The sequence below is a fragment of the Gluconobacter sp. genome (assembly GCF_047723935.1).
Taxonomy (GTDB): domain Bacteria; phylum Pseudomonadota; class Alphaproteobacteria; order Acetobacterales; family Acetobacteraceae; genus Gluconobacter.
On the sequence record NZ_JBDOBO010000001.1, the window covers coordinates 307,701 to 326,973 of the forward strand.

Below are 19,273 nucleotides of genomic sequence, written 5' to 3' on the forward strand. Positions count from 1 at the left end.
GGCCTCAGTGATGCTGCCGGAGAACGGACTCAGGCTGCGCGGGAGCCGAAGATGGCGCTGCCTGTTCAGGACCCTGCGGCGCACGCTGTTCGTCTGCCGTCGTTGGCATCTTGCCAGACTTGGCGAGTTGCTCAGGATCAACGCCTTCGTCAGGAATAAACACGTGCGGCAGCGTCTTGTTCAGCTGGTTCGCCACTTCTTCCGTGATGTCCTGCTCACCCACGTGCAGCACAACCTGCTCGGCATGCAGAACAAGGTTCATGTTATGCGCGCCAGCAACGGCAGCAATGATGCCGTTGCCCTGCTCAAGCTCACGCTCGATCTGGTGAAAGGCGACCTGCGCGGCTTCCTGAACAATGCGAGCCTGATTGCCAAAATCGCGCTGATCCTTGGCGCGACGCTCCTGAAGATGGCGCTCACGAAGCTGGATTTGGTCAGCCGTAAGACTGCGGGCTTCGGATTGCAGCTTCTGCTGCTCACCACGCCAGGCACCCTCTTCACGCTGCACAGCCTGTGCCAGCTTGTCACGACGTGCGCCAAGAACCTGCTGGATCTCCTGCGCAGCAGACGACATCTGCATGACAGCCTGAACATTGATCACACCAATGACTGCAGCTGGTGGCGCAGCGCCCTTCGCAACAGTTGGCGGATTAGGGATCGGCGGCAACGGCAGAACCGGGGGAGCCTGCTGTGCATTCGGAGCAGCCTGCTCGTCTTCAACAGGCGCCTCAGCCATGGGCACACTGCGGCGAGGTGCCGGACGTGCAGCAGCCGGTGCATCCGGGTGTGCGGCCTTGGGAACAAACCATCCACCGTTGTTGGCGGCCTGGGCGTGAGCAGCGGGTGCAACAGCAAGAACCGTCGCAGCCAGAAGCGCACCGACCGAGGCCGGGCGCATCAGGGAAATAAAGGTCATAACCACCTCTGGGAAAGGGGATGGAAGTGCTTGGAGCTCGAAGTCAGACACGCAGTTCTTAGAACTGCTGTCCGAAGCCAAAGCGCAGCGGGTAAAGACGATCGCCCTTTTCCTTACGCAGCGGTATGGCACCATCAATGTTCACAAGGCCGAATGGGCTCTTCCAGGAGATACCAAGGCCCGTGGAAACACGCGGGATCATGGTGTCACCCGTGATCGGGGTGTATTCGTAGCCAGACTGGTCGCGGCGTGAGTAATCCGTATATTTCTGCTTCACGCGAACACTGGAAAGACTACCCGCGTCCACAAAGTAACGACCGGAAATTCCAAGATCGTCACCCATTGGCATCGGAAAGTTAAGCTGTGCAGAAGCCGTATACATGAAACGGCCACCCAACAGATCTTCCTGACCTGCCCGTGGGAGATAGGCGAGTGTCGGGCAAGATCCGCTCGAAGTCCGCTGTGCGGTGGTGCAGATATGCCCCGAACGCGGGCCAACACCACCCTGCAAGAAGCCTCGCAGGTTTTCACCACCCAGGTAGAAGTTATCGATGATGTTACGGCGCCCGGAGTCACTCCAGTCGCCCATGTAACCTACGCCACCCTTGAACTGAAGGGTCCAGTCGTGGCTACCTGTAAGCTGGTCGAGCGGCAGATAATATGCACCGTCAGCCTTGACGCGATAGTACTTCGCATCGCCGCCTAGACCAGCAAAATCACCGCCGACTTTCATCATGTACCCGTCATGAGGGTTCATGCGTCGATCACGGCGATCATACGTCAGAGAGGTGCTAAGCTGCGAGAGGACGGACCAGCCGGCTGAGTCACGAACATACTTGGATGGAACCCATTCAATGTAATCCGGGTTCTCAGCCACGGTCTTCGCATCATAGAAGTTGCCAACCTGACGATCGACCAGCGTGTAGCTGAAGGACTGCGACAGATAGCGGTTATACGCATATCCAAGACGCAGGCTCATACCATACTGGGATTCTTTATAGCTCTGATACGTCTGGTAGTTATTCTGGATGAAGTAGAAATCAGCGCCAGCCACCAGGTTACGGTTCAGGAAGTACGGATCCGTAATGGAGATGTCAGCCTGCTTCTCATAGTACGCAACCGTACCCGAGATACCGGCGTCGATACCCGTGCCAAGCATGTTGTGCTGCTTGATGGACGCATTACCCAGCACACCAACGTCTGTGGAGTAACCACCACCCAGTGAGAACTCACCAGTCGGCTTCTCGACCACGTTGGCAGACACGTTCACACGGTCAGGAGCGGAGCCCTGCGTCTGATCAACAGACACCGTGCTGAAATATCCGAGGTCCTGAAGGGCCAGCTTGGAATACTTCTTGTCAAACGGGGTATACGGGTCGCCCTCTGCCATGGGCAGATTGCGTCGGATCACATTATCCCGGGTGATCGTGTTGCCATTGATGTCGATACGCTCGACATACACGTGCGGCCCTTCGGTCACATCGAACAGCAGATCAACAATCCGCTTTTCCGGATTACGGGCAATTTCAGAGCGAACCATCGCAAACGGATGCCCCTGAGCCTGCAACCACTCCTGCATGTTCGTGGTGTTATGCTGGATAGCAGTTCCATCATAGATCTGATGCTTGAACAGCTCGATGTGCTTGCGCATCATTTCCGGCGTGACGCGACGCACCGTGGAACGAACGTCCATCTTGCCGATGCGATACTGCTCACCTTCATGGATGGTGAACGTCACGTAGAAAGACTTGTGATCGGGAGAAAGCTCGCCCGTCGCGTCGATCATGTGGAAATCGACAAATCCGTTGTGAAGGTAGAAGCGGCGCAGCAACTCTGCGTCGTACTTGATACGCTCAGGATTATACTCATCAGAAGATGAGAAGAAGCGATACCAGGTGTTCTCTTTGGACGAAATCACCTGAGCCAGACGGGCTTCACTGAACGCATGATTGCCAACAAAGACGATCTTATGGATCAGCGTCTGCTGAGCCTCGTTGATCTTGAAGACAACATCCACGCGGTTATGAGAAAGCTTGATGATCTGTGGCGTTACAGTCGCCCCGAAACGCGCCTTGCCCGCATACTGGTTCAGGATCTTCTGGCGATCAGCAGCCGTGGTCTGTGAGGAAAACACTGCACGGGGACGAAGACTGATTTCCTTGCGGAGATCTTCATCCTTCAGGGCGTGATTCCCTTCAAAGACAATGCGATTGACGATCGGATTCTCAACCAGATTCACCAGGAGAGTATTGCCCTCGCGGTGAAGGGTGACGTCCTTGAAAAGGCCCGTTGCATAGAGCGTCTTCAGGGAGCGATCCAGATCGTCCTGATTGAACGAGTCACCTGGCTGGGCAACCATGTACGACAGGACCGTGCTGGTCTCGATACGCGTGTTACCAGTGACCGAAATGGCCTGGATCACGTTGTTGCCTGAGGTTGCACCTGATGTCTGGTGCTGACGAGCAGAGCGGGCCTCCGCCACACCGAGAGCGGTCGGGAGAAGACATGCAGATGCCAGCAGCATCAAGCGCATGTTCGGGGACCGGGAACCTCTTGACCGTGATCCTGACAAACCGGTTTTCCTTGTAACAGATTTTTTGCAGGCGCCTGACACGCTACGCCATTGGCGGAGGTATCCGAAAATCCCCCCACCATGCAAGATCTCCCTTCACTCACGAAGAGTTACCGGGCGTATCTCACATTAGCTTCCTGCGTGAAACATCCAGTGAAACAGACCCAGATTCGTGAGGTCATTCACTGTTGAAAAGAGGAAAAGCGCGCCGATAAGCGCCATTCCGACCTGCATACTGACTTCCTGCACCCGGCGTGAAACCGGCTGTCCCTTGATGGCTTCGGCGGCATAAAAGATCAGTCGTCCACCATCGAGAACAGGGATCGGGAAGAGGTTGATCAGCCCCAGATTGATAGACAGAAGCGCCATGAAAGACACAATGCTGGCCATACCATAGCTGGCGACCTGTCCAGAGATCTGTGCGATTCGGATTGTTCCACCCAGCTCTCTTGCACTGCGCTGCCCCGAGATGATCTGCCAGACGCCCTGCAACGTCCGTACCGACATGGTCCATGTTTCTTGGACCCCCATGACGGCAGCCTTGACAGGAGAAACCGGTTTACCCGGAGATGCGGCAAAACCAACCCCCAGAACACCTGTCGGATGAGACCCAGCCTTCACACTGCCAATCGTAACGGGAAGCGTCAGCTCCTGGCCATTGCGGCGCACTTCAAGTGTGGTCTCAGCTCCCGGTCGAGCCGCCACCGTTCCCATGACGTCTTCAGGGCCGGAAATGGACAGCGAGCCAATCCGGGTAATGACGTCACCCGTTTTTACACCGGCCTTTTCTGCGGCACTGCCTGCCACGACCTGGGAAATATCCCCACGAAGCTGCGGCTTGCCCACTGTCGCGAACAGCAGGGTAAACGCCACAATCGCAAACAGAAAATTGAAAACAGGCCCCATCACGATCACCAGCGCGCGGGAACCGACAGGCTTGTCATGAAAGGTGCGCCCAGGAATCCAGGCCGCTTTCTGCTCATCCGTGGCATCGTCAGGACCTTCAAACCCGTGCGGTTTGACGTATCCACCAAGCGGAATCGCACTCAGACGCCATTCCGTGCCGGATTTGTCATGCCACCGGCGAAGAGCCGGCCCAAAGCCAATCGAAAACGTCTCTACCTTCACACCGCGCCAGCGGGCAGCAAGGTAATGACCCAGCTCGTGAATGAACACGAGGACGCCTAGAATCAGAACATAGGCAAGAATGGTACGCAGAAAATCATGCATGCAGGGCAGTCTCGCTTACTGTGTTCCGCAGTCGGCCGCTTTCGCGAAGAATATGCTCTTCTGCCAATGCCCGACCGCGCGCATCCCATTCCAGGACTTCATCCAGCGTCGTCAGTTCAGGATTTTCCGTCATGGCCTGAAGAGCGCTATCGATGGTTTCACCAATACCAAGGAATCCTATCCGACGGTTCAGAAAAGCGTCCACGGCAACTTCGTTGGCTGCTGAGAAAACTGCGGGAGCAGCCCCTCCTGCCCTGAGAACCTGACGGGCAAGTCGCAGGGGAATAAAGCGCGCCTCATCTGGTGCCTCGAAATCGAGGCGCCCGAAAGCTGTCAGATCCAGACGCTGGCATGGTGTTTCCATGCGGTCAGGCCATGCAAGAGTGTGAGCAATGGGGATACGCATATCTGCTGACCCCATCTGCGCGACCAAACTGCCATCCCGGAACTGAACAAGCCCATGCACCACAGACTGAGGGTGCACCAGAACATCAATGCGGTCTTCTGTCAGACCAAACAGACGCGCGGCCTCAATAACCTCAAGGCCCTTATTGGCCATGGAAGCCGAATCAATCGTAATTTTAGCACCCATCGTCCAGGTAGGATGCTTCAACGCCTTTTCAAGCGTCGCATCACGCATCTCTTCCAGAGTGGACTGACGGAAGGGGCCGCCTGAAGCTGTCAGCACGATCTTTTCGACCGTGCTCATGTCACAACCACCCAGGGCCTGGGCGATCGCATTATGCTCTGAATCGACGGGAAGAAGCGTCGCACCAGCTTCACCAACAGCCCGGAGCATCACATCGCCCGCACAGACGAGAGCTTCCTTGTTGGCGAGCGCGATTGCATGACCATTGCGGGCGGCGGCGAGTGTCGGCTCCAGACCCGCTGCGCCTGTGATGGCAGCCATGGTCCAGTCCGCTTCCATCGCACCGGCCTCGATAACGGCCTGACGCCCGGCTGCGGTGCGAATACCGCTCCCTGCCAACCGTGCTTTCAGATCATCGTGCAGGCTCTCATCGTGAATGACAGCAATTTCAGCGCGAAGTTCACGAGCCTGCTCCGCAAGAAGCGCAACATTCCGCCCCCCGACCAGCGCCCGCACTTCAATATCGCTGCTTATCCGCTTGAGTAGATCGACCGTCGAAGTCCCGATGCTACCTGTACTGCCCAGAACGCTGATCCGCCGAGGCTTGGTCACAGAACCGTCAATCATGAGAAGATTCCCCCTGAGGAATGATACGATGCGCAGACCCGCCTATCAGATCCGCAGGAGTGGCAGACCAGAACACCTGCCCCGCAACTGCCAGTGACAAAAGCGCGGCAAGCGGTGCCGCAGCCAGTAGGCCATCAAAACGATCCAGCAGGCCGCCATGACCTGGAATCAGACGGCCGGAATCCTTGACGTTCAGTCTACGCTTGGCCGCACTTTCAAGCAGATCACCACTCTGGGAGAAAACACCCAGAACCGCCCCCCACAGGAGACCACCACCCACAAAGCCCGCTCCAGACAGCCAGGCCACCATTCCCCCGGCAAAAGACGCACCGATCAGGCCGCCAATTGCGCCCGAGCGGGTTTTTCCGGGAGAGATTGAAGGGGCCAGTTTAGGGCCACCAAAGATGCGGCCTGTCAGATAAGCAAAACTGTCGCTAGCGATCACAACGCACAGCACGAACAGAACGCTCTCTAAACCATAGGGCAAATGTCGAAGCCAGAGGAGCGAGAGACCGCCCAGAATGGAGACGACAACAGGAATACAGGCTGGAATACCAAAAATGAGGCTTGGCCAAACCATCCAGAATGCGCCGCTCCATTCACCGCGAAGGGCCGCAACCCCTGACACCATCGGCCAGAGAAGAAGGAGGACGCCGCGCCAGGTGTGTAATGGCTGCTTGATGAGGGTAAGCCCTTCCCAAACCAGCCCGAACATGGCCAGCAGGATGAGAGCGTTATAGATCATGCCGCCCTGCCAGAGGCATCCACCGGCAACGACAACGAGAATGACAGCTGACGTCAGACGCAGCTTCAGGTCAGACCACCGGGAAGATCCGCTCATGCTGGCCGACCGCCAAAACGGCGCTGCCGCCCGGCAAAATGCGAGAGAGCCTGAACGAACTCGGCTTCCCCGAAATCCGGCCATAAGACGTCCATGAACACCAGTTCCGCGTAGGCACTCTGCCAGAGCAGAAAGTTGGAGAGACGACATTCTCCACTTGTCCGAATCACGAGATCCGGATCTGGCATATCGGACGTCTGCAGCGCCTGATCCAGACGCTCCTCAGTAATATCGGACGATGCCAATGTTCCACTGGCAACCTGATCCGCCAGACGTCGTGCCGCCTGAACAATATCGGCCCGTCCGCCATATGACAGGGCGAGCGTCAGAGTCAGCGTCGTGTTGGAAGCAGTCTTTGCTTCCGCACGGCGCAATTCCTCGCGCAATGCTCCTTCGAACCGCTCAGGCTCTCCGATAACGCGCAAACGCACCCCTTGCTCATGCAATTCATTGAGCTTGTGGCGCAGATAGAAACGCAGGAGCGATGTCAGGTCACCGACTTCCTCAGCAGACCGCCGCCAGTTTTCCGAAGAAAAAGCATACAGCGTCAGATAGCGTACGCCCTGACGAATGGCCGAACGAACGCAATCCTGCACAGCCTCAGCACCTTTCCGGTGTCCGGCTGCAACTGGCAAATTGCGCGAGCGCGCCCAACGCCCATTCCCGTCCATGATCATGGCGACATGGACGGGAACAGCGGCGCCTTCCCCCTCTCTTGATGAAAGAGAAGACGTGCTGGTCTGAGGAAGAGATCCCATTGTCAACGAAGGTATCAGACCTGTTTGATCTCGCGTTCTTTCTCCGCGAGAATATCGTCAACTTTCTTGACGTACTGGTCTGTCAGCTTCTGCACGGAATCCGTCCAGGACTTCATGTCGTCCTGGCTGATGTCACCCTTCTTTTCGAGCGACTTTGTCTGTTCCATGCCGTCACGACGAACACCACGTACAGCGATCTTACCGTTTTCGGCGTAACGATTAGCTGCACGCGCCAGTTCGTTACGACGCTCTTCCGTCAGCACCGGAATGGGAACGCGGATCGTCTGACCGTCAGCAGCAGGGTTAAGACCCAGGCCACCATCACGGATGGCACGTTCCACTGCACCAACCAGCGTACGATCCCAGACGGAAACCGTCAGCATCCGGGCTTCCGGAACAGCGATAGATCCCACCTGAGAAAGCGGCACTTCGGAGCCATAGGCTTCAACCCGGATCGGCTCCAGCAGGTTGGGGCTGGCACGACCAGACCGCAGGCCAGAGAGGTCACGACGCAGACTCTCAATCGCACCATCCATACGGCGCGTGAGGTCAGCCATCAGGTCTTTCAGGTCAGCAGACATTAAGCTGTTCCTTTCTGAATCAACGTAAGTTCAGGAGAATATCCTGAAAGGTTCGTTAAAAATGAGGCGATCAGCCTGCTTCGATAACCCGTGTAAAGCGACCTTCGCCACGCACAACGGCTGCAAACGCGCCCGGAGCATGCATGTTGAAGACCACGATGGGCAATTTATTTTCACGAGCAAGACTGATTGCCGCAGCATCCATGACATTCAACTGACGTGCCAGAACGTCCATGTACGTCAGCTGATCGTAACGCACGGCGTCTGGGTTACGACGCGGATCATCGGAATAGATGCCATCGACCTGCGTTCCCTTGAACACGGCGTCGCATTCCATTTCGTTGGCACGCAGGGCAGCAGCTGTATCCGTCGTGAAGTACGGGTTACCCGTTCCGGCAGCGAAGATAACAACGCGCCCCTTCTCCATATGACGGACTGCCCGACGACGGATATAGGGCTCGGCAATCGCGGCCATCTGAATGGCCGTCATGACGCGTGTCTCAAGTCCCTGACGTTCAAGACCGTTCTGGAGCATCAGTGCGTTGATGACCGTTGCCAGCATACCGGCATAGTCACCCTGCGCACGATCCATGCCACGTGCCGCCGCGGACAGGCCACGGAAAATGTTGCCACCACCGACAACGAGGCAGACCTGCACGCCAGACGCCACAACTGCGGCAATATCGGCGGCAACCATATCCACCATTTCCGGGTCCACTCCACCCGAGCCCTTACCCATCAGGGCTTCACCTGACACCTTGAGCAGAACACGTTTGTAGGAGGGGCTTTTGTCTCGTTGTTCGGTCATCGTGCCCGTCTCTTGCTGGATTTGTGGTGACTTTGCGCCTGTCATACAGACGCAGAGGGCTGGGAACAAGCGATGTCAGACACGAGGCTCCTTATGAAAAGCCCCGTTGACAGCGTTTCCACCCTGTTACTCTTCGAGGCCAATCGCCCTCAGGCGTGCCTTCTCTTCATCCCAGCCTGCCCGCTCCTTGACGTTCAGGAAAAGATGGCAGGTTCGCTCAAGCAGGCCCTGAAGCTCCATTCGTGCTCGTGCACCAATGGATTTGATTTTATGGCCGCCTTCGCCAATCAGGATCGCCTTATGACCAGGGCGTGACACGTAGATTGTAACTTCCACGCGCACTGATCCATCGGGGCGCTCCTTAAAGCTCTCGGTCTCGACTGTCGCCTGATATGGGATCTCCTCATGCGTCTGCATGAAGATCTGTTCACGCACCAGTTCAGCCGCGAGAAGACGATCCGGAAGATCTGTCAGATCGTCTTCAGGGTACAGATATGGACCTTCCGGCAGTTCACGTGCCAGATGATCCATCAGGTCATCAACGCCGTCTCCGGAACGGGCGCTCAGCATGAACACATATTCAACGCTGATCAGGCTGCTGACATCCTTCGTCAGCGGCAGCAATTCTTCAGCACCAACAAGGTCCGTCTTGTTCAGAACAAGCCACACTCTCTTACCGCTACCCGCAAGCTTGCCAATGATCTCACGGACATCATCCCGCAAGCCGGCCTTGGCGTCGATCAGGAGAAGCGTCAGATCGGCATCCTGGGATCCCGTCCAAGCCGCGTTGACCATGGCCCTGTCAAGCCGGCGGCGCGGCTTGAAAATACCGGGCAGATCCACAAGGATGATCTGAGCATTGTTGCGAACCACAATTCCCAGCGTGCGAAAGCGTGTCGTCTGAGCCTTGGGGCTCACAATCGACAGTTTGGCACCGGCAATCCGGTTCAGAAGTGTTGATTTTCCAGCATTCGGGGACCCGACGAGGGCCACGAAACCGCAGCGTGTGGTCATGTACCAATCCTTTTCCACATGCGCCTCACGACGCTACGTTCTGACCAAGACGTTTCAGAAGATCTATTGCCGCCGCACTTTCGGCCACTCTCTTACTGCCTGCTTCTCCATGCCCCGTCAGGCCAAATGCCTGAACGGCCACACGAAACACGGGCGCATGAGACGGCCCCTCTGCGGCGAGGAGTTCATATTTCGGGAGCGGGAGCCCTTTGGACAGGAGATATTCCTGCAAAAGGGTCTTGGGCTCCTTGTGAGGACGGGCATGACTATCGATCCGCCCTTCCCACTGTTGACGGACAACACGCCGTGCAGGCTCCAGCCCGGCATCCAGATAAAGCGCACCCAACAGAGCTTCCATAGCATCTGCCCGGATGCTGGACAGGCGGCGAATACCGGCAGCCTCTTCATGCGGGGAAATCGTCAGAGCCGAAGATAAATGGATGTTATCCGCGATTTCGGCGAGAACAGGTCTGGAAACAAGATGGGCATGCCTCGGACCCAGCGCGCCTTCCTGCTCCAGCGGATAGTGTTCGAACAGCCACTCTGCCATCAGAAGGCCCAGCACTCGGTCTCCAATGAATTCCAGTCGCTCGTTCGAACCGGTTCCCTTAGGGCCCTGCGTACGTTTGCCACGACGAGGATCACGCCCACTGACCGCAGAACGATGCGTCAGAGCTTCCACGAGCAGATCCCGGTTCGCAAAGCGATGACCGAGCGCCTGCTCCATGGCCTCCATGGCCTCTTCCTGTGAAAGTTTCATGTGACAGGATGCAGAAAACGGTTCCAGCGAATTTCGACCGGCCAGTACCAGAACTGCCATGCCGGATGCCGCAAATCCATGGAGAGCAGAACAAGCGGCGCACGCCCTACAAGGTTCTGCATCGGGACATAGCCGAGATCATCCGGACCATCGCCCTGAAAACGACTGTCAGCGCTATCGTCCCGATCGTCACCCATCGCGAAGAAATAACCCTGCGGCACGACATATTCTGGCGTGTCGTTGGCAAACCCTTCGTCCGTCAGCTTGAGAATATCATGCTCAACAGGAGGGCGCCCGGCACTCCCAGGCAGCGCTTCCCGATATCGGTCACCGCTCAGCAGACGGTTATTTTCGTCGACAACCTCGTAATGCCCCAGGGACGTCCGCGGCACTTCAATTCCATTAAGGAAGAGCTTTCCGCCCGTCATCTGAATGTGGTCACCCGGCAGCCCGACAATCCGCTTGATGTAATCAACGGAGGTGTTCTGGGTGAACCGGAAAACAGCCACATCGCCACGATGCGGCTCAGAGCCCATGATCCGTCCGTTAAAGAGATTGGGCGAAAACGGAAACGAAAACCGTGAATAGCCGTAGCTGGATTTCGATACCAGAACGAAATCACCGATCTGCAAGGTCGGGATCATCGAGCCCGAGGGAATATTGAACGGCTCAAACACCAGAGAACGCACGGCGACGACAGCCAGCACCATAAGGGCAAGCCAGCGCACACTCTCTCCCAGAGATTCTTCACGGGCCGCCGGCTTTTCACCAGCCTTCTCTGAACCCTTCACGGGGCTTTTCTCCTGAGTCATGGGACGCTCTTAACGCAGCTTGCCCGCAATGGCGAGCGCTTCAAACCCTAACAGACTGAATGATGACCTGCGCCAATGCAAAGGGAGGGTCATCCGTCAGGCTCACAAGGACCTCTGCCCGACATCCTGAGGGCGTCAGACGCTCCAAGGCAAGCTGTGCTCCGCCGGAAAGAATGAGCCTTGGAGCGCCCTTTTTATCATTCAGAACCCCAATGTCCTGAAGTTGCACACCGTCAGCAACTCCCGTCCCCAAGGCTTTGGCGCACGCTTCTTTGGCCGCCCAACGCTTGGCATAACTTCCCGTTCGCGCCGGACCAGACAGACGCTCGGCGTGACTACGCTCGGCTTCCGTAAATACCCGGTCAAGAAAGCGATCTCCAAACCGGTCAATGCTGCGTTCGATGCGGGAAATCATGCACAGGTCTGTTCCCATGCCAAGAATCACGCCGTCATCCCTTCGCGCGCTCCACCTGCATCACACCCACGGCAGTCCGGAACGCGGCAATAAGTGACGAGAGATGCCTTAGATCGCGAACTTCAAGATCAACCAAGATTTCCATGAAATCGAGCTGACGGTTCACAATCTTGAGGTTGATGACGCTGCCATTGTATTTGGCTGCGGTGTTGGTCAGGGTCGCCAGAACTTCGGGCTCATTTGCCGCAATAACCGACAGGCGCGCGGTGTAAGGAACCGCATCCTTACGTCTTCCAAGCGCCTCATAATCCCAGTCCACCTCAATGAAGCGCTCTGGCGTGTCCGCAAAACTCGACAGGTTCTGGCACCCACGACGATGGATCGTCACACCCTTGCTCTGCGCTATGATGCCGACAATCGGGTCGCCTGGCAGCGGGCGGCAGCATCCGGCAAAACTCGTCGCAATCCCCGTTCCAATACCCTTGAGAATATTGGTGGACTGAACAACAGGCGCCGGACGCGCAGACGCGCTCCCCGCCCCTAAAAGAAGCGACTGACCAAAGCGCGGTGACAGCCCCGGCACCATCCGAGGCGCACGACCATTCTGCCGCAGATCCGGGTATGCGGTATTGACCACATCCTTCGGACCCAACTGTCCGTTCCCGACAGCCACATAAAGATCTTCGATGGAGCTCTGCCGAAGCTCTTTGAGGATTCCGTCAAGGACCTTTTCGGAGCCATCGACACCTTCCTGACGGAAGGCCTTGGCAATGGCTGCACGCCCATTGTCCAAGTGTACCTGACGCTGCTGCGCGGCCACAAAACGGCGCACGCGCGCACGAGCTTTACCCGTAACAACAAACCGCTCCCATGACGGCGACGGTGTACCGCCACGAGCCGTCATGATCTCGACCTGATCACCGTTCTGGAGCTCATGACGCAACGGCAGAAGCCGCCCGTTCACCTTGGCTCCGACGCAGGTATCGCCCACCTGACTATGTACGGCATAGGCAAAGTCGACAGGTGTTGCGCCCCGGGGAAGAGAGATCAGCTGCCCTTTGGGCGTAAAGCAGAAAACCTGGTCCTGATAGAGTTCAAGCTTGGTATTTTCCAGAAACTCATCCGGGGCCTGGCTGTCTTCCAGAATATCCAGAAGATCCTGCACCCAACGCAACTTCCGGCTACCGGCGCCAAAAGCCGAAGATAGCGCTGCGGCTTCACGCTCGCTTGGCGTCGCATCTTCTTTATAGGCCCAATGCGAAGCCACGCCGTTTTCCGCGAGATCATGCATTTCCGCCGTGCGGATCTGCACTTCAATCTTCTGATTACGGGGGTGACGGAGTGTCACCCCCGTATGCAGGCTCTGGTAGCCGTTGGCCTTTGGGGTGGAAATATAATCTTTGAAGCGGCCCGCAATCATCGGATAGGCGCCATGAATGGCACCCAAAGCCATGTAACAGGCATCACGAGTTGGAACGAGCAGACGGAACGCCATGATGTCCGAAAGCTGCTCGAACGCCACATTGCGTCGCTGCATCTTCTCCCAGATTGAAAAGGGAGATTTTTCGCGCCCGGTCACTTCGACCTTGTCGAGACCCGCTTCCGCACAAAGAGCAATCAGCTCCTTGCGAATGTGTTCAATAATGTCTGCGCCCTGCCCGCGTAGGAAGTTTAGACGCGCACGGATCGTGGCGTCTGCTTCCGGCTCAAGCTGAGCGAAAGAAAGATTTTGAAGCTCCGTCTTGACCCGATCCATACCAATACGCTCGGCGAGCGGCGCATAGATATCCATGGTCTCACGGGCAATACGCTGCCGCCGGTCCAGGCGCTGCACATAATGCAGCGTCCGCATGTTGTGCAGACGATCGGCGAGCTTGACGATCAGGACGCGGATATCCCGCGACATGGCCAGGACAAGCTTACGGAAGTTTTCCGCCTGCTTCGTCCGGTCAGACTGCAGCTCAAGCCGCGTCAGCTTCGTCACACCATCGACGAGGGATGCAACGTCTTCGCCAAATCGGTTTTTCAGAGAGGCACAGGAAACGCCTGTATCTTCAACCGTATCATGCAGCAGCCCCACAATGATGGACGTCGTGTCCATCCGGAAACCTGCCAGAATATTGGCAACAGCAATCGGGTGAGTGATGTAAGCGTCGCCATTATCCCGCCGCTGCTCATTATGAGCATCGGCTGCCAGATCATAGGCAACCTCGACGCGGGATAGATCAGCAGTCGGATCGTAACTCTCGATCCGACGGAGCAGCCCGCTGATGGAAGGTTTGAAGTCTCCCGTCGCGACAGCGGTGCGCTCAACAGGAGGAGATGCGTCAGGCATGAAGCATACCCCCCTCAGTCAGGATAAAGCAGAGAAAATCAGCGGCGGCCCCGGCCACCCAGCTCTGCCTCAATGGCAGCAGCTTCATCAGCGGACATGTTGTCTGCCATATGAGCATGCTCTTCTTCAGCCGAAACATCCTGCAGACCAAAAATGTTCTGGTCCGTCGGGATGATGTCCATGACTTCTTCGTCTACAGGCTCCGGCTCGGGAGCGCGGGCGAGCGAACGGATGATGCCGTCACGCAGGCTACCAAGGTTCAGCTTGTCTTCAGCGATCTCACGAAGTGCAACGACCGGGTTCTTGTCGTTGTCACGATCGAGCAGCATCTCTTCGCCACGGGAGAGTGCGCGGGCACGCTGGGCAGCCAGCAGAACCAGCTCGAAACGGTTTGGAACCTTCTCGATGCAATCTTCGACGGTTACACGCGCCATGCGACTGGCCCCCTTCGGGTAAAACTATAGAAAATGAATACAGAAGAGGCTGGCATTAGCATGCTGTTCATGCCAATGCAACGCAGCCCCGCTTTTCTGCCATAATCCTGACCAAACTTAAACGCTGGCTGAATCGTTTCATGTTCTATCGTTGGGGCCTGTCTCTGTCAGGCGAGACAACACATTTTACAACCAGGAATATCATATGATTTTGCGTCAAAACGAACGCACCGCTCTCTTCATCGATGGGGCGAGCCTTCATCACGCCGCACGCAACCTTGGATTTGAAGTAGATTTCCGTAGCCTTCGCAGTCTGTTTGAAAGCCAGAGTCAGTTTCAGCGCGCCTTCTATTATGCCGCCATGCCTGAGACGGACGACTATTCTCCACTCCGCCCCCTGACAGACTGGCTGGCCTACAACGGCTACCACCTTGTGTTGAAAAATGCCCGAGAGTTTACGGATCATTCAGGAAGACGCCGTATCAAGGGAAATATGGATGTCGAACTCACCGTAGATCTGCTTGAGCAGTCCTCCAGACTGGATCATGCCGTCATCATCAGCGGCGACTCGGATCTGCGCCGAGCTGTTGAGGCTGCACAGAACCGTGGCGTACGCGTGACTGTCATTTCTTCCATGCGCTCGACCCCGCCCATGATCGGCGATGACCTGCGCAGACAGGCTGACCGCTTCGTGGAGTTGGCTGACATTGCTCCGTCCTTCACACGGCGCCAGTCAGAAACGAGACCGCGTCAGGCTCCGCCGGTTCGTCATCCAGCAGACATCAACAGTGACGAGAGCAGCGATACATGACGCCCCAGGCTTCTTCCGGTTCAACACCATCAGACGGTCACTCACCTGTTCGTTCGAAGGTCCAGTCATTCTTGTCCCCAAAGGAGGGACTTGGGCCTCTTACCGCTGAGCTGTTGATTGTCTGTCTCGATCCGGAAGAAGCCACCAAGACCCTTGTGCCGTTTCTGGAAGCACAGGGAATTTGTTTCACTGACGACAATCGTGATCCGCTTCTCATTCAGGCGCGGATCACGTCCGTTACCTGCCACCTCCCGCCACAGCAGGTTCCCCTCCCTACCGACATGGAGTTCTGTAGTGCCGCGCTGTGCGAGGAATTGCAGGACATGAGTGGACTACGCCTCGTATTGGTTCTGGGCATCAGCGCTCATATCGCCGTTCTTAGAGCCTGTGGCATTCCCCTGACACGGCTCGATTTCCGGCCCGGCGAAATTACACGTTTGCCAGACGGGCTCCTGCTTGCCGATGCATGTCACCCCCTCTCTGAAGAGGCCGACCCCGATCTTCTAACTCAGCGCAAAAATGCTTTGATAAAGCTTATTCCGCAGATCAGGAGCGCCTTGCGCCCGAGTGCATAAACACACGCCTGCCAGCGCTCACAAGCGCTGGCACTCTTGTCATCAGCACTAGCCCCATTACCGTCAGATAAAAGGCAGTCGTGCTGTTCAGGGTTTTGAACGAGAGAAAGAAATGTATGCCTGCCAGAATGGCGGCGACATAGACCAGTCGATGCAACCGCTTCCAGTTTCGCTTGAGCCCTCGCATGGAGATGCGGTTTGATGTCACGGCAAGCGGCAGAAGCAACACCAGCGCTACCATTCCCAAAATGATGAATGGGCGCCGCGTTACATCTCGCCAGAAAATCGAAATATCAAACTGAAGATCCAGCGCGAGATAAGAGGCCAGATGCATTACAGCGTAGAAAAACGCTAACAATCCGGTTAACCGCCTGAACCTTAGCAGATTGATGCCGATAATTTTTTGCATCGGAGCGAGCGCAAGGCAGATCAGCAGGAACCGGAAAGCCCAAAGACCTAAGCTGCGCTCAAAGACATTGACTGGATCAGCACCAAGCTCTCCGTTTTGTCCCAGCCAGACCAGCCAGACAGCCGGAATGAGACCAAGGGGATAAAGCACGACGTGCCAGTATCTCCGTAAAAAAGCAGTGCTTTTCCCTGATACTCTAGAAGCTTTCATGCAGGTTCATGCCTTTATAGAGACTGGCGACCTGCTCGGCATAACCGTTGAACATCAGTGTTGGCTGACGCTTCGTGCCAAAGAGAGTCTTGGAGCCAATGACACGTTCACTAGCCTGGCTCCATCGCGGATGGTCAACCTGCGGATTGACGTTGGCGTAAAAGCCATATTCGTCTGGCGCCAATCGGTTCCATGTCGTCGGAGGCTGCCGGTCCAGCAGACGGATACGCTGGATGGATTTAATGCCCTTGAAACCATATTTCCACGGCACAACCAGCCGGATGGGAGCACCATTCTGGTTGGGCAGGCTTTCGCCATAAATACCGACGGCCAGCAATGTGAGCGGATTCATGGCCTCATCCAGCCTCAAACCCTCAACATAGGGCCACGAAATTCCTGAAAAGGCACTGCTCTGCCCCGGCATTTCAGAGGGCCTGACAACACTTTCAAAAGCGACATAGCGAGCATTACTGTCAGGCTCAGCCAATGCTAGAAGCTTCGCCAGCGGAATGCCATCCCACGGGATAACCATGGACCACGCCTCGACACAGCGCATGCGGTAAATGCGCTCTTCAATGTCAGAGGATTTTAACAGTGCCCCAACATCAATGTGTTGAGGCTTCTTCACCATCCCTGAGATTTCGAGTGTCCACGGCAGTGGGTGGAAATCACCTGCATGAGAAACAGGATCATCCTTCTCCATCCCGAATTCGTAAAAATTATTGTACCCGGTTACGAACTCTTCCGGTGTGGGCGTTAGCCCTCCCGAATAAGGGCCAGGATGTGCTTTTAGAGCGTCCGCTTCAGCCGTCCCGGCAAGAGCAGCCATGAGACTCATGGCACTCCCTCCCAGCATTCCCCGGCGAGAAAGATAAACCTCTTTTGGGGTAATCTCCGATGGTGCAGGACGTGGATAGCGAAAAATCGCCATGATCAATTTCCGATCTGAATGAAACTCTGGCAGCCATAGTGCGTGAACTGAAGCAACGCATCGTAAGGAGCCTGTTTGCATGCCCGATATAAAAATCGGTTTTATCGGCTACGGCGCCATGGCCCAGCGGATGGGCGCCAATCTCCGCCGTGCCGGATATTCCGTCGTGGCCTTTGCGCCCTCCGGCGGCAAAGACGAGACGGAGATGCTTCCCTCCCCGCGCGCCATTGCCGAGGCTGCCGACGTCATCATCCTTTGCGTTCCCAACGATGCGGCTGAAAATCAGTCCCTTCAGGGAGAAAATGGAATGCTTGCGGGCATTTCAGCAGGGAAGCTGGTGCTCGACACGTCAACAGTGTCTCCGGAGCAAGCACTGGCTCTTGCCAAGATCGCTGCAGAAAACGGATTTGTCGTTCTGGACGCCCCAATGTCCGGCAGTACACCAGAAGCCGAAACCGGCGACCTGGTCATGCTGGTTGGTGGAGATGCCGAGACTGTCGAACGCGCCAAGCCGATTCTGGATGTCATTGGCAAGTTGACAATCCACGCCGGGCCTGCTGGCTCTGCCGCTCGGCTTAAACTCGTCGTGAATGGCGTCATGGGTGCCACGCTCAATGTCATTGCCGAAGGTGTGAGCTACGGCCTGAAAGCGGGTATCGACCGCGATGTCCTGTTCGATACACTTCAGCAGGTCGCCGTTGTCAGCCCCCATCACAAGCGCAAACTGAAAATGGGCCAGGACAAGTCCTTCCCATCCCAGTTCCCGACGCGCCTGATGTCCAAGGATATGGGCCTTCTGATTAATGCTGGACGTAAAGTGGGTGCCTTCATGCCTGCCATGGCCATAGCCGATCAGGCTCTGGGCCTTTCCAACCGCCAGCACGCTGACGAGGACTACTCAGCTCTCATCGGCGCGATGGAACACAGCGTTGCCAACACGCCTCATAAATGAGATCGATTATGACAGTGGTCACCCCTCATCCCTGAGGGAGTGACTTCTTCATTTTGCCAAGGAGTAACATCATGGCCTTCGAACTGCCCTCACTGCCCTACGCCGCCAACGCGCTCGCAGGCGCTGGCATGTGCCAGGAGACCCTGGAACTTCACCACGGCAAGCATCATCAGGCCTATGTCACGGCGCTGAACGGCTTCGTCGAAAGCAAACCGGAACTGGCTGGCAAGTCCCTTGAAGAGATCATCGCGTTCTCTCATGGCAAGTCTGACATTGCCCCGGTTTTCAACAATGCCGGCCAGCACTGGAACCATATCCTGTTCTGGAAGAACCTGTCCCCGACGGGTGGCAAGCTGCCGACATCGCTTGAAAAGAAGATCACGGAAGACTTTGGCTCCGTGGATGCTTTCAAGACCGCATTCAAGCAGGCTGCCACCACGCAGTTCGGTTCTGGCTGGGCCTGGCTCGTTCTCGACAAGTCCGGCAAGCTTGCCGTGACGAAGACGGCCAACGGTTCCAACCCGCTCGCCGAAGGTCAGGGCAAGGCTCTTCTCGGCCTCGACGTCTGGGAGCACGCCTACTACCTCGACTTCCGCAACCGCCGTCCGGATTACATCACGAACTATCTGGACAAGCTGGCGAACTATGAGTTCGCAGAAGCCGAACTGAAGTCTGCCTGAGTTTTTCAGCAGC

20 protein-coding genes are annotated in these 19,273 nt (G+C 56.5%); 4 read left to right on the forward strand and 16 right to left on the reverse strand.

Translation table 11 applies throughout. The features are described from left to right. Window positions 1–4 precede the first annotated feature (4 nt). From ABF979_RS01410 to rpoZ, 14 genes are all read right to left on the reverse strand, one after another. Complete coding sequence (locus ABF979_RS01410; protein ID WP_415557436.1) at window positions 5–916, reverse strand: OmpH family outer membrane protein; 912 nt, start codon at window positions 914–916, stop codon at window positions 5–7. Window positions 917–974: 58 nt separating this feature from the next. Continuing rightward, the gene (gene bamA, locus ABF979_RS01415; RefSeq protein WP_202206473.1) at window positions 975–3,449 is read right to left on the reverse strand and encodes an outer membrane protein assembly factor BamA; all 2,475 of its coding nucleotides are present in this window, start codon (window positions 3,447–3,449) and stop codon (window positions 975–977) included. Window positions 3,450–3,617: 168 nt separating this feature from the next. Continuing rightward, complete coding sequence (gene rseP / locus ABF979_RS01420; protein WP_415557437.1) at window positions 3,618–4,718, reverse strand: RIP metalloprotease RseP; 1,101 nt, start codon at window positions 4,716–4,718, stop codon at window positions 3,618–3,620. Continuing rightward, window positions 4,711–5,934 carry a 1-deoxy-D-xylulose-5-phosphate reductoisomerase gene (gene dxr, locus ABF979_RS01425; protein WP_415557438.1) on the reverse strand — a complete coding sequence of 408 codons (1,224 nt, stop codon included), beginning with the start codon at window positions 5,932–5,934 and terminating at the stop codon, window positions 4,711–4,713. The genes rseP and dxr overlap by 8 nt, the downstream gene beginning before the upstream one ends. After that, on the reverse strand, window positions 5,927–6,775 hold the full coding sequence (locus ABF979_RS01430) for a phosphatidate cytidylyltransferase (RefSeq protein ID WP_086634457.1): 849 nt from the start codon (window positions 6,773–6,775) through the stop codon (window positions 5,927–5,929). The genes dxr and ABF979_RS01430 overlap by 8 nt, the downstream gene beginning before the upstream one ends. Then, window positions 6,772–7,533, reverse strand: coding sequence for a polyprenyl diphosphate synthase (uppS, locus tag ABF979_RS01435; RefSeq protein ID WP_099210568.1), 762 nt, complete (start codon window positions 7,531–7,533; stop codon window positions 6,772–6,774). Before uppS ends, ABF979_RS01430 begins: the two co-directional genes overlap by 4 nt. Before the next feature lie 14 nt (window positions 7,534–7,547). Continuing rightward, window positions 7,548–8,114 carry a ribosome recycling factor gene (frr, locus tag ABF979_RS01440; protein WP_046899786.1) on the reverse strand — a complete coding sequence of 189 codons (567 nt, stop codon included), beginning with the start codon at window positions 8,112–8,114 and terminating at the stop codon, window positions 7,548–7,550. 70 nt (window positions 8,115–8,184) lie between these two features. Further along, complete coding sequence (gene pyrH / locus ABF979_RS01445; RefSeq protein ID WP_046899787.1) at window positions 8,185–8,922, reverse strand: UMP kinase; 738 nt, start codon at window positions 8,920–8,922, stop codon at window positions 8,185–8,187. A 126-nt stretch (window positions 8,923–9,048) separates the two neighbouring features. After that, a complete protein-coding gene (gene era, locus ABF979_RS01450; RefSeq protein WP_046899788.1) occupies window positions 9,049–9,936 on the reverse strand; it encodes a GTPase Era in 888 nt (295 codons plus the stop codon). A 25-nt stretch (window positions 9,937–9,961) separates the two neighbouring features. Further along, window positions 9,962–10,696 (reverse strand): ribonuclease III, encoded by a 735-nt coding sequence (gene rnc, locus ABF979_RS01455; RefSeq protein ID WP_046899789.1) that lies wholly within the window; start codon window positions 10,694–10,696, stop codon window positions 9,962–9,964. After that, window positions 10,693–11,487, reverse strand: a complete 795-nt coding sequence (gene lepB / locus ABF979_RS01460; protein ID WP_415557439.1) for a signal peptidase I — start codon at window positions 11,485–11,487, stop codon at window positions 10,693–10,695. Before lepB ends, rnc begins: the two co-directional genes overlap by 4 nt. Window positions 11,488–11,548: 61 nt before the next feature. Beyond that, the gene (acpS, locus tag ABF979_RS01465) at window positions 11,549–11,953 is read right to left on the reverse strand and encodes a holo-ACP synthase (protein ID WP_415557440.1); all 405 of its coding nucleotides are present in this window, start codon (window positions 11,951–11,953) and stop codon (window positions 11,549–11,551) included. 4 nt (window positions 11,954–11,957) lie between these two features. Beyond that, on the reverse strand, window positions 11,958–14,258 hold the full coding sequence (locus ABF979_RS01470) for a RelA/SpoT family protein (RefSeq protein WP_415557441.1): 2,301 nt from the start codon (window positions 14,256–14,258) through the stop codon (window positions 11,958–11,960). A gap of 38 nt (window positions 14,259–14,296) precedes the next feature. Further along, window positions 14,297–14,692: a DNA-directed RNA polymerase subunit omega gene (rpoZ, locus tag ABF979_RS01475; RefSeq protein ID WP_202206467.1), complete on the reverse strand. Its 396-nt coding sequence runs from the start codon at window positions 14,690–14,692 to the stop codon at window positions 14,297–14,299. Window positions 14,693–14,897: 205 nt separating this feature from the next. On the opposite strand from rpoZ, the gene ABF979_RS01480 reads away from it, so the two are divergent. Then, window positions 14,898–15,503, forward strand: coding sequence for an NYN domain-containing protein (locus ABF979_RS01480; protein ID WP_215768440.1), 606 nt, complete (start codon window positions 14,898–14,900; stop codon window positions 15,501–15,503). Next, complete coding sequence (locus ABF979_RS01485) at window positions 15,500–16,078, forward strand: hypothetical protein (RefSeq protein WP_415557442.1); 579 nt, start codon at window positions 15,500–15,502, stop codon at window positions 16,076–16,078. Before ABF979_RS01480 ends, ABF979_RS01485 begins: the two co-directional genes overlap by 4 nt. Here ABF979_RS01485 and msrQ read toward each other — a convergent pair. Together msrQ and msrP are read right to left on the reverse strand one after the other, a co-directional pair. After that, window positions 16,050–16,697, reverse strand: coding sequence for a protein-methionine-sulfoxide reductase heme-binding subunit MsrQ (gene msrQ, locus ABF979_RS01490; protein WP_415557443.1), 648 nt, complete (start codon window positions 16,695–16,697; stop codon window positions 16,050–16,052). The two genes, ABF979_RS01485 and msrQ, sit on opposite strands and share 29 nt — an antisense overlap. Then, the gene (msrP, locus tag ABF979_RS01495) at window positions 16,684–17,628 is read right to left on the reverse strand and encodes a protein-methionine-sulfoxide reductase catalytic subunit MsrP (RefSeq protein WP_346005896.1); all 945 of its coding nucleotides are present in this window, start codon (window positions 17,626–17,628) and stop codon (window positions 16,684–16,686) included. The genes msrQ and msrP overlap by 14 nt, the downstream gene beginning before the upstream one ends. Window positions 17,629–17,707: 79 nt before the next feature. On the opposite strand from msrP, the gene ABF979_RS01500 reads away from it, so the two are divergent. Further along, on the forward strand, window positions 17,708–18,580 hold the full coding sequence (locus ABF979_RS01500; RefSeq protein WP_415557444.1) for an NAD(P)-dependent oxidoreductase: 873 nt from the start codon (window positions 17,708–17,710) through the stop codon (window positions 18,578–18,580). 71 nt (window positions 18,581–18,651) lie between these two features. After that, window positions 18,652–19,260 (forward strand): superoxide dismutase, encoded by a 609-nt coding sequence (locus tag ABF979_RS01505; RefSeq protein ID WP_046899798.1) that lies wholly within the window; start codon window positions 18,652–18,654, stop codon window positions 19,258–19,260. Window positions 19,261–19,273 lie beyond the last annotated feature (13 nt).

Coding starts and splice junctions, on each gene's coding strand:
- ABF979_RS01410 (WP_415557436.1), bottom strand. CDS start 916: ATGACCTTTATTTCCCTGATGCGCCCGGCCTCGGTCGGTGCGCTTCTG.
- bamA (WP_202206473.1), bottom strand. CDS start 3,449: ATGCGCTTGATGCTGCTGGCATCTGCATGTCTTCTCCCGACCGCTCTC.
- rseP (WP_415557437.1), bottom strand. CDS start 4,718: ATGCATGATTTTCTGCGTACCATTCTTGCCTATGTTCTGATTCTAGGC.
- dxr (WP_415557438.1), bottom strand. CDS start 5,934: ATGATTGACGGTTCTGTGACCAAGCCTCGGCGGATCAGCGTTCTGGGC.
- ABF979_RS01430 (WP_086634457.1), bottom strand. CDS start 6,775: ATGAGCGGATCTTCCCGGTGGTCTGACCTGAAGCTGCGTCTGACGTCA.
- uppS (WP_099210568.1), bottom strand. CDS start 7,533: ATGGGATCTCTTCCTCAGACCAGCACGTCTTCTCTTTCATCAAGAGAG.
- frr (WP_046899786.1), bottom strand. CDS start 8,114: ATGTCTGCTGACCTGAAAGACCTGATGGCTGACCTCACGCGCCGTATG.
- pyrH (WP_046899787.1), bottom strand. CDS start 8,922: ATGACCGAACAACGAGACAAAAGCCCCTCCTACAAACGTGTTCTGCTC.
- era (WP_046899788.1), bottom strand. CDS start 9,936: ATGACCACACGCTGCGGTTTCGTGGCCCTCGTCGGGTCCCCGAATGCT.
- rnc (WP_046899789.1), bottom strand. CDS start 10,696: ATGAAACTTTCACAGGAAGAGGCCATGGAGGCCATGGAGCAGGCGCTC.
- ABF979_RS01470 (WP_415557441.1), bottom strand. CDS start 14,258: ATGCCTGACGCATCTCCTCCTGTTGAGCGCACCGCTGTCGCGACGGGA.
- rpoZ (WP_202206467.1), bottom strand. CDS start 14,692: ATGGCGCGTGTAACCGTCGAAGATTGCATCGAGAAGGTTCCAAACCGT.
- ABF979_RS01480 (WP_215768440.1), top strand. CDS start 14,898: ATGATTTTGCGTCAAAACGAACGCACCGCTCTCTTCATCGATGGGGCG.
- ABF979_RS01485 (WP_415557442.1), top strand. CDS start 15,500: ATGACGCCCCAGGCTTCTTCCGGTTCAACACCATCAGACGGTCACTCA.
- msrQ (WP_415557443.1), bottom strand. CDS start 16,697: ATGAAAGCTTCTAGAGTATCAGGGAAAAGCACTGCTTTTTTACGGAGA.
- msrP (WP_346005896.1), bottom strand. CDS start 17,628: ATGGCGATTTTTCGCTATCCACGTCCTGCACCATCGGAGATTACCCCA.
- ABF979_RS01500 (WP_415557444.1), top strand. CDS start 17,708: ATGCCCGATATAAAAATCGGTTTTATCGGCTACGGCGCCATGGCCCAG.
- ABF979_RS01505 (WP_046899798.1), top strand. CDS start 18,652: ATGGCCTTCGAACTGCCCTCACTGCCCTACGCCGCCAACGCGCTCGCA.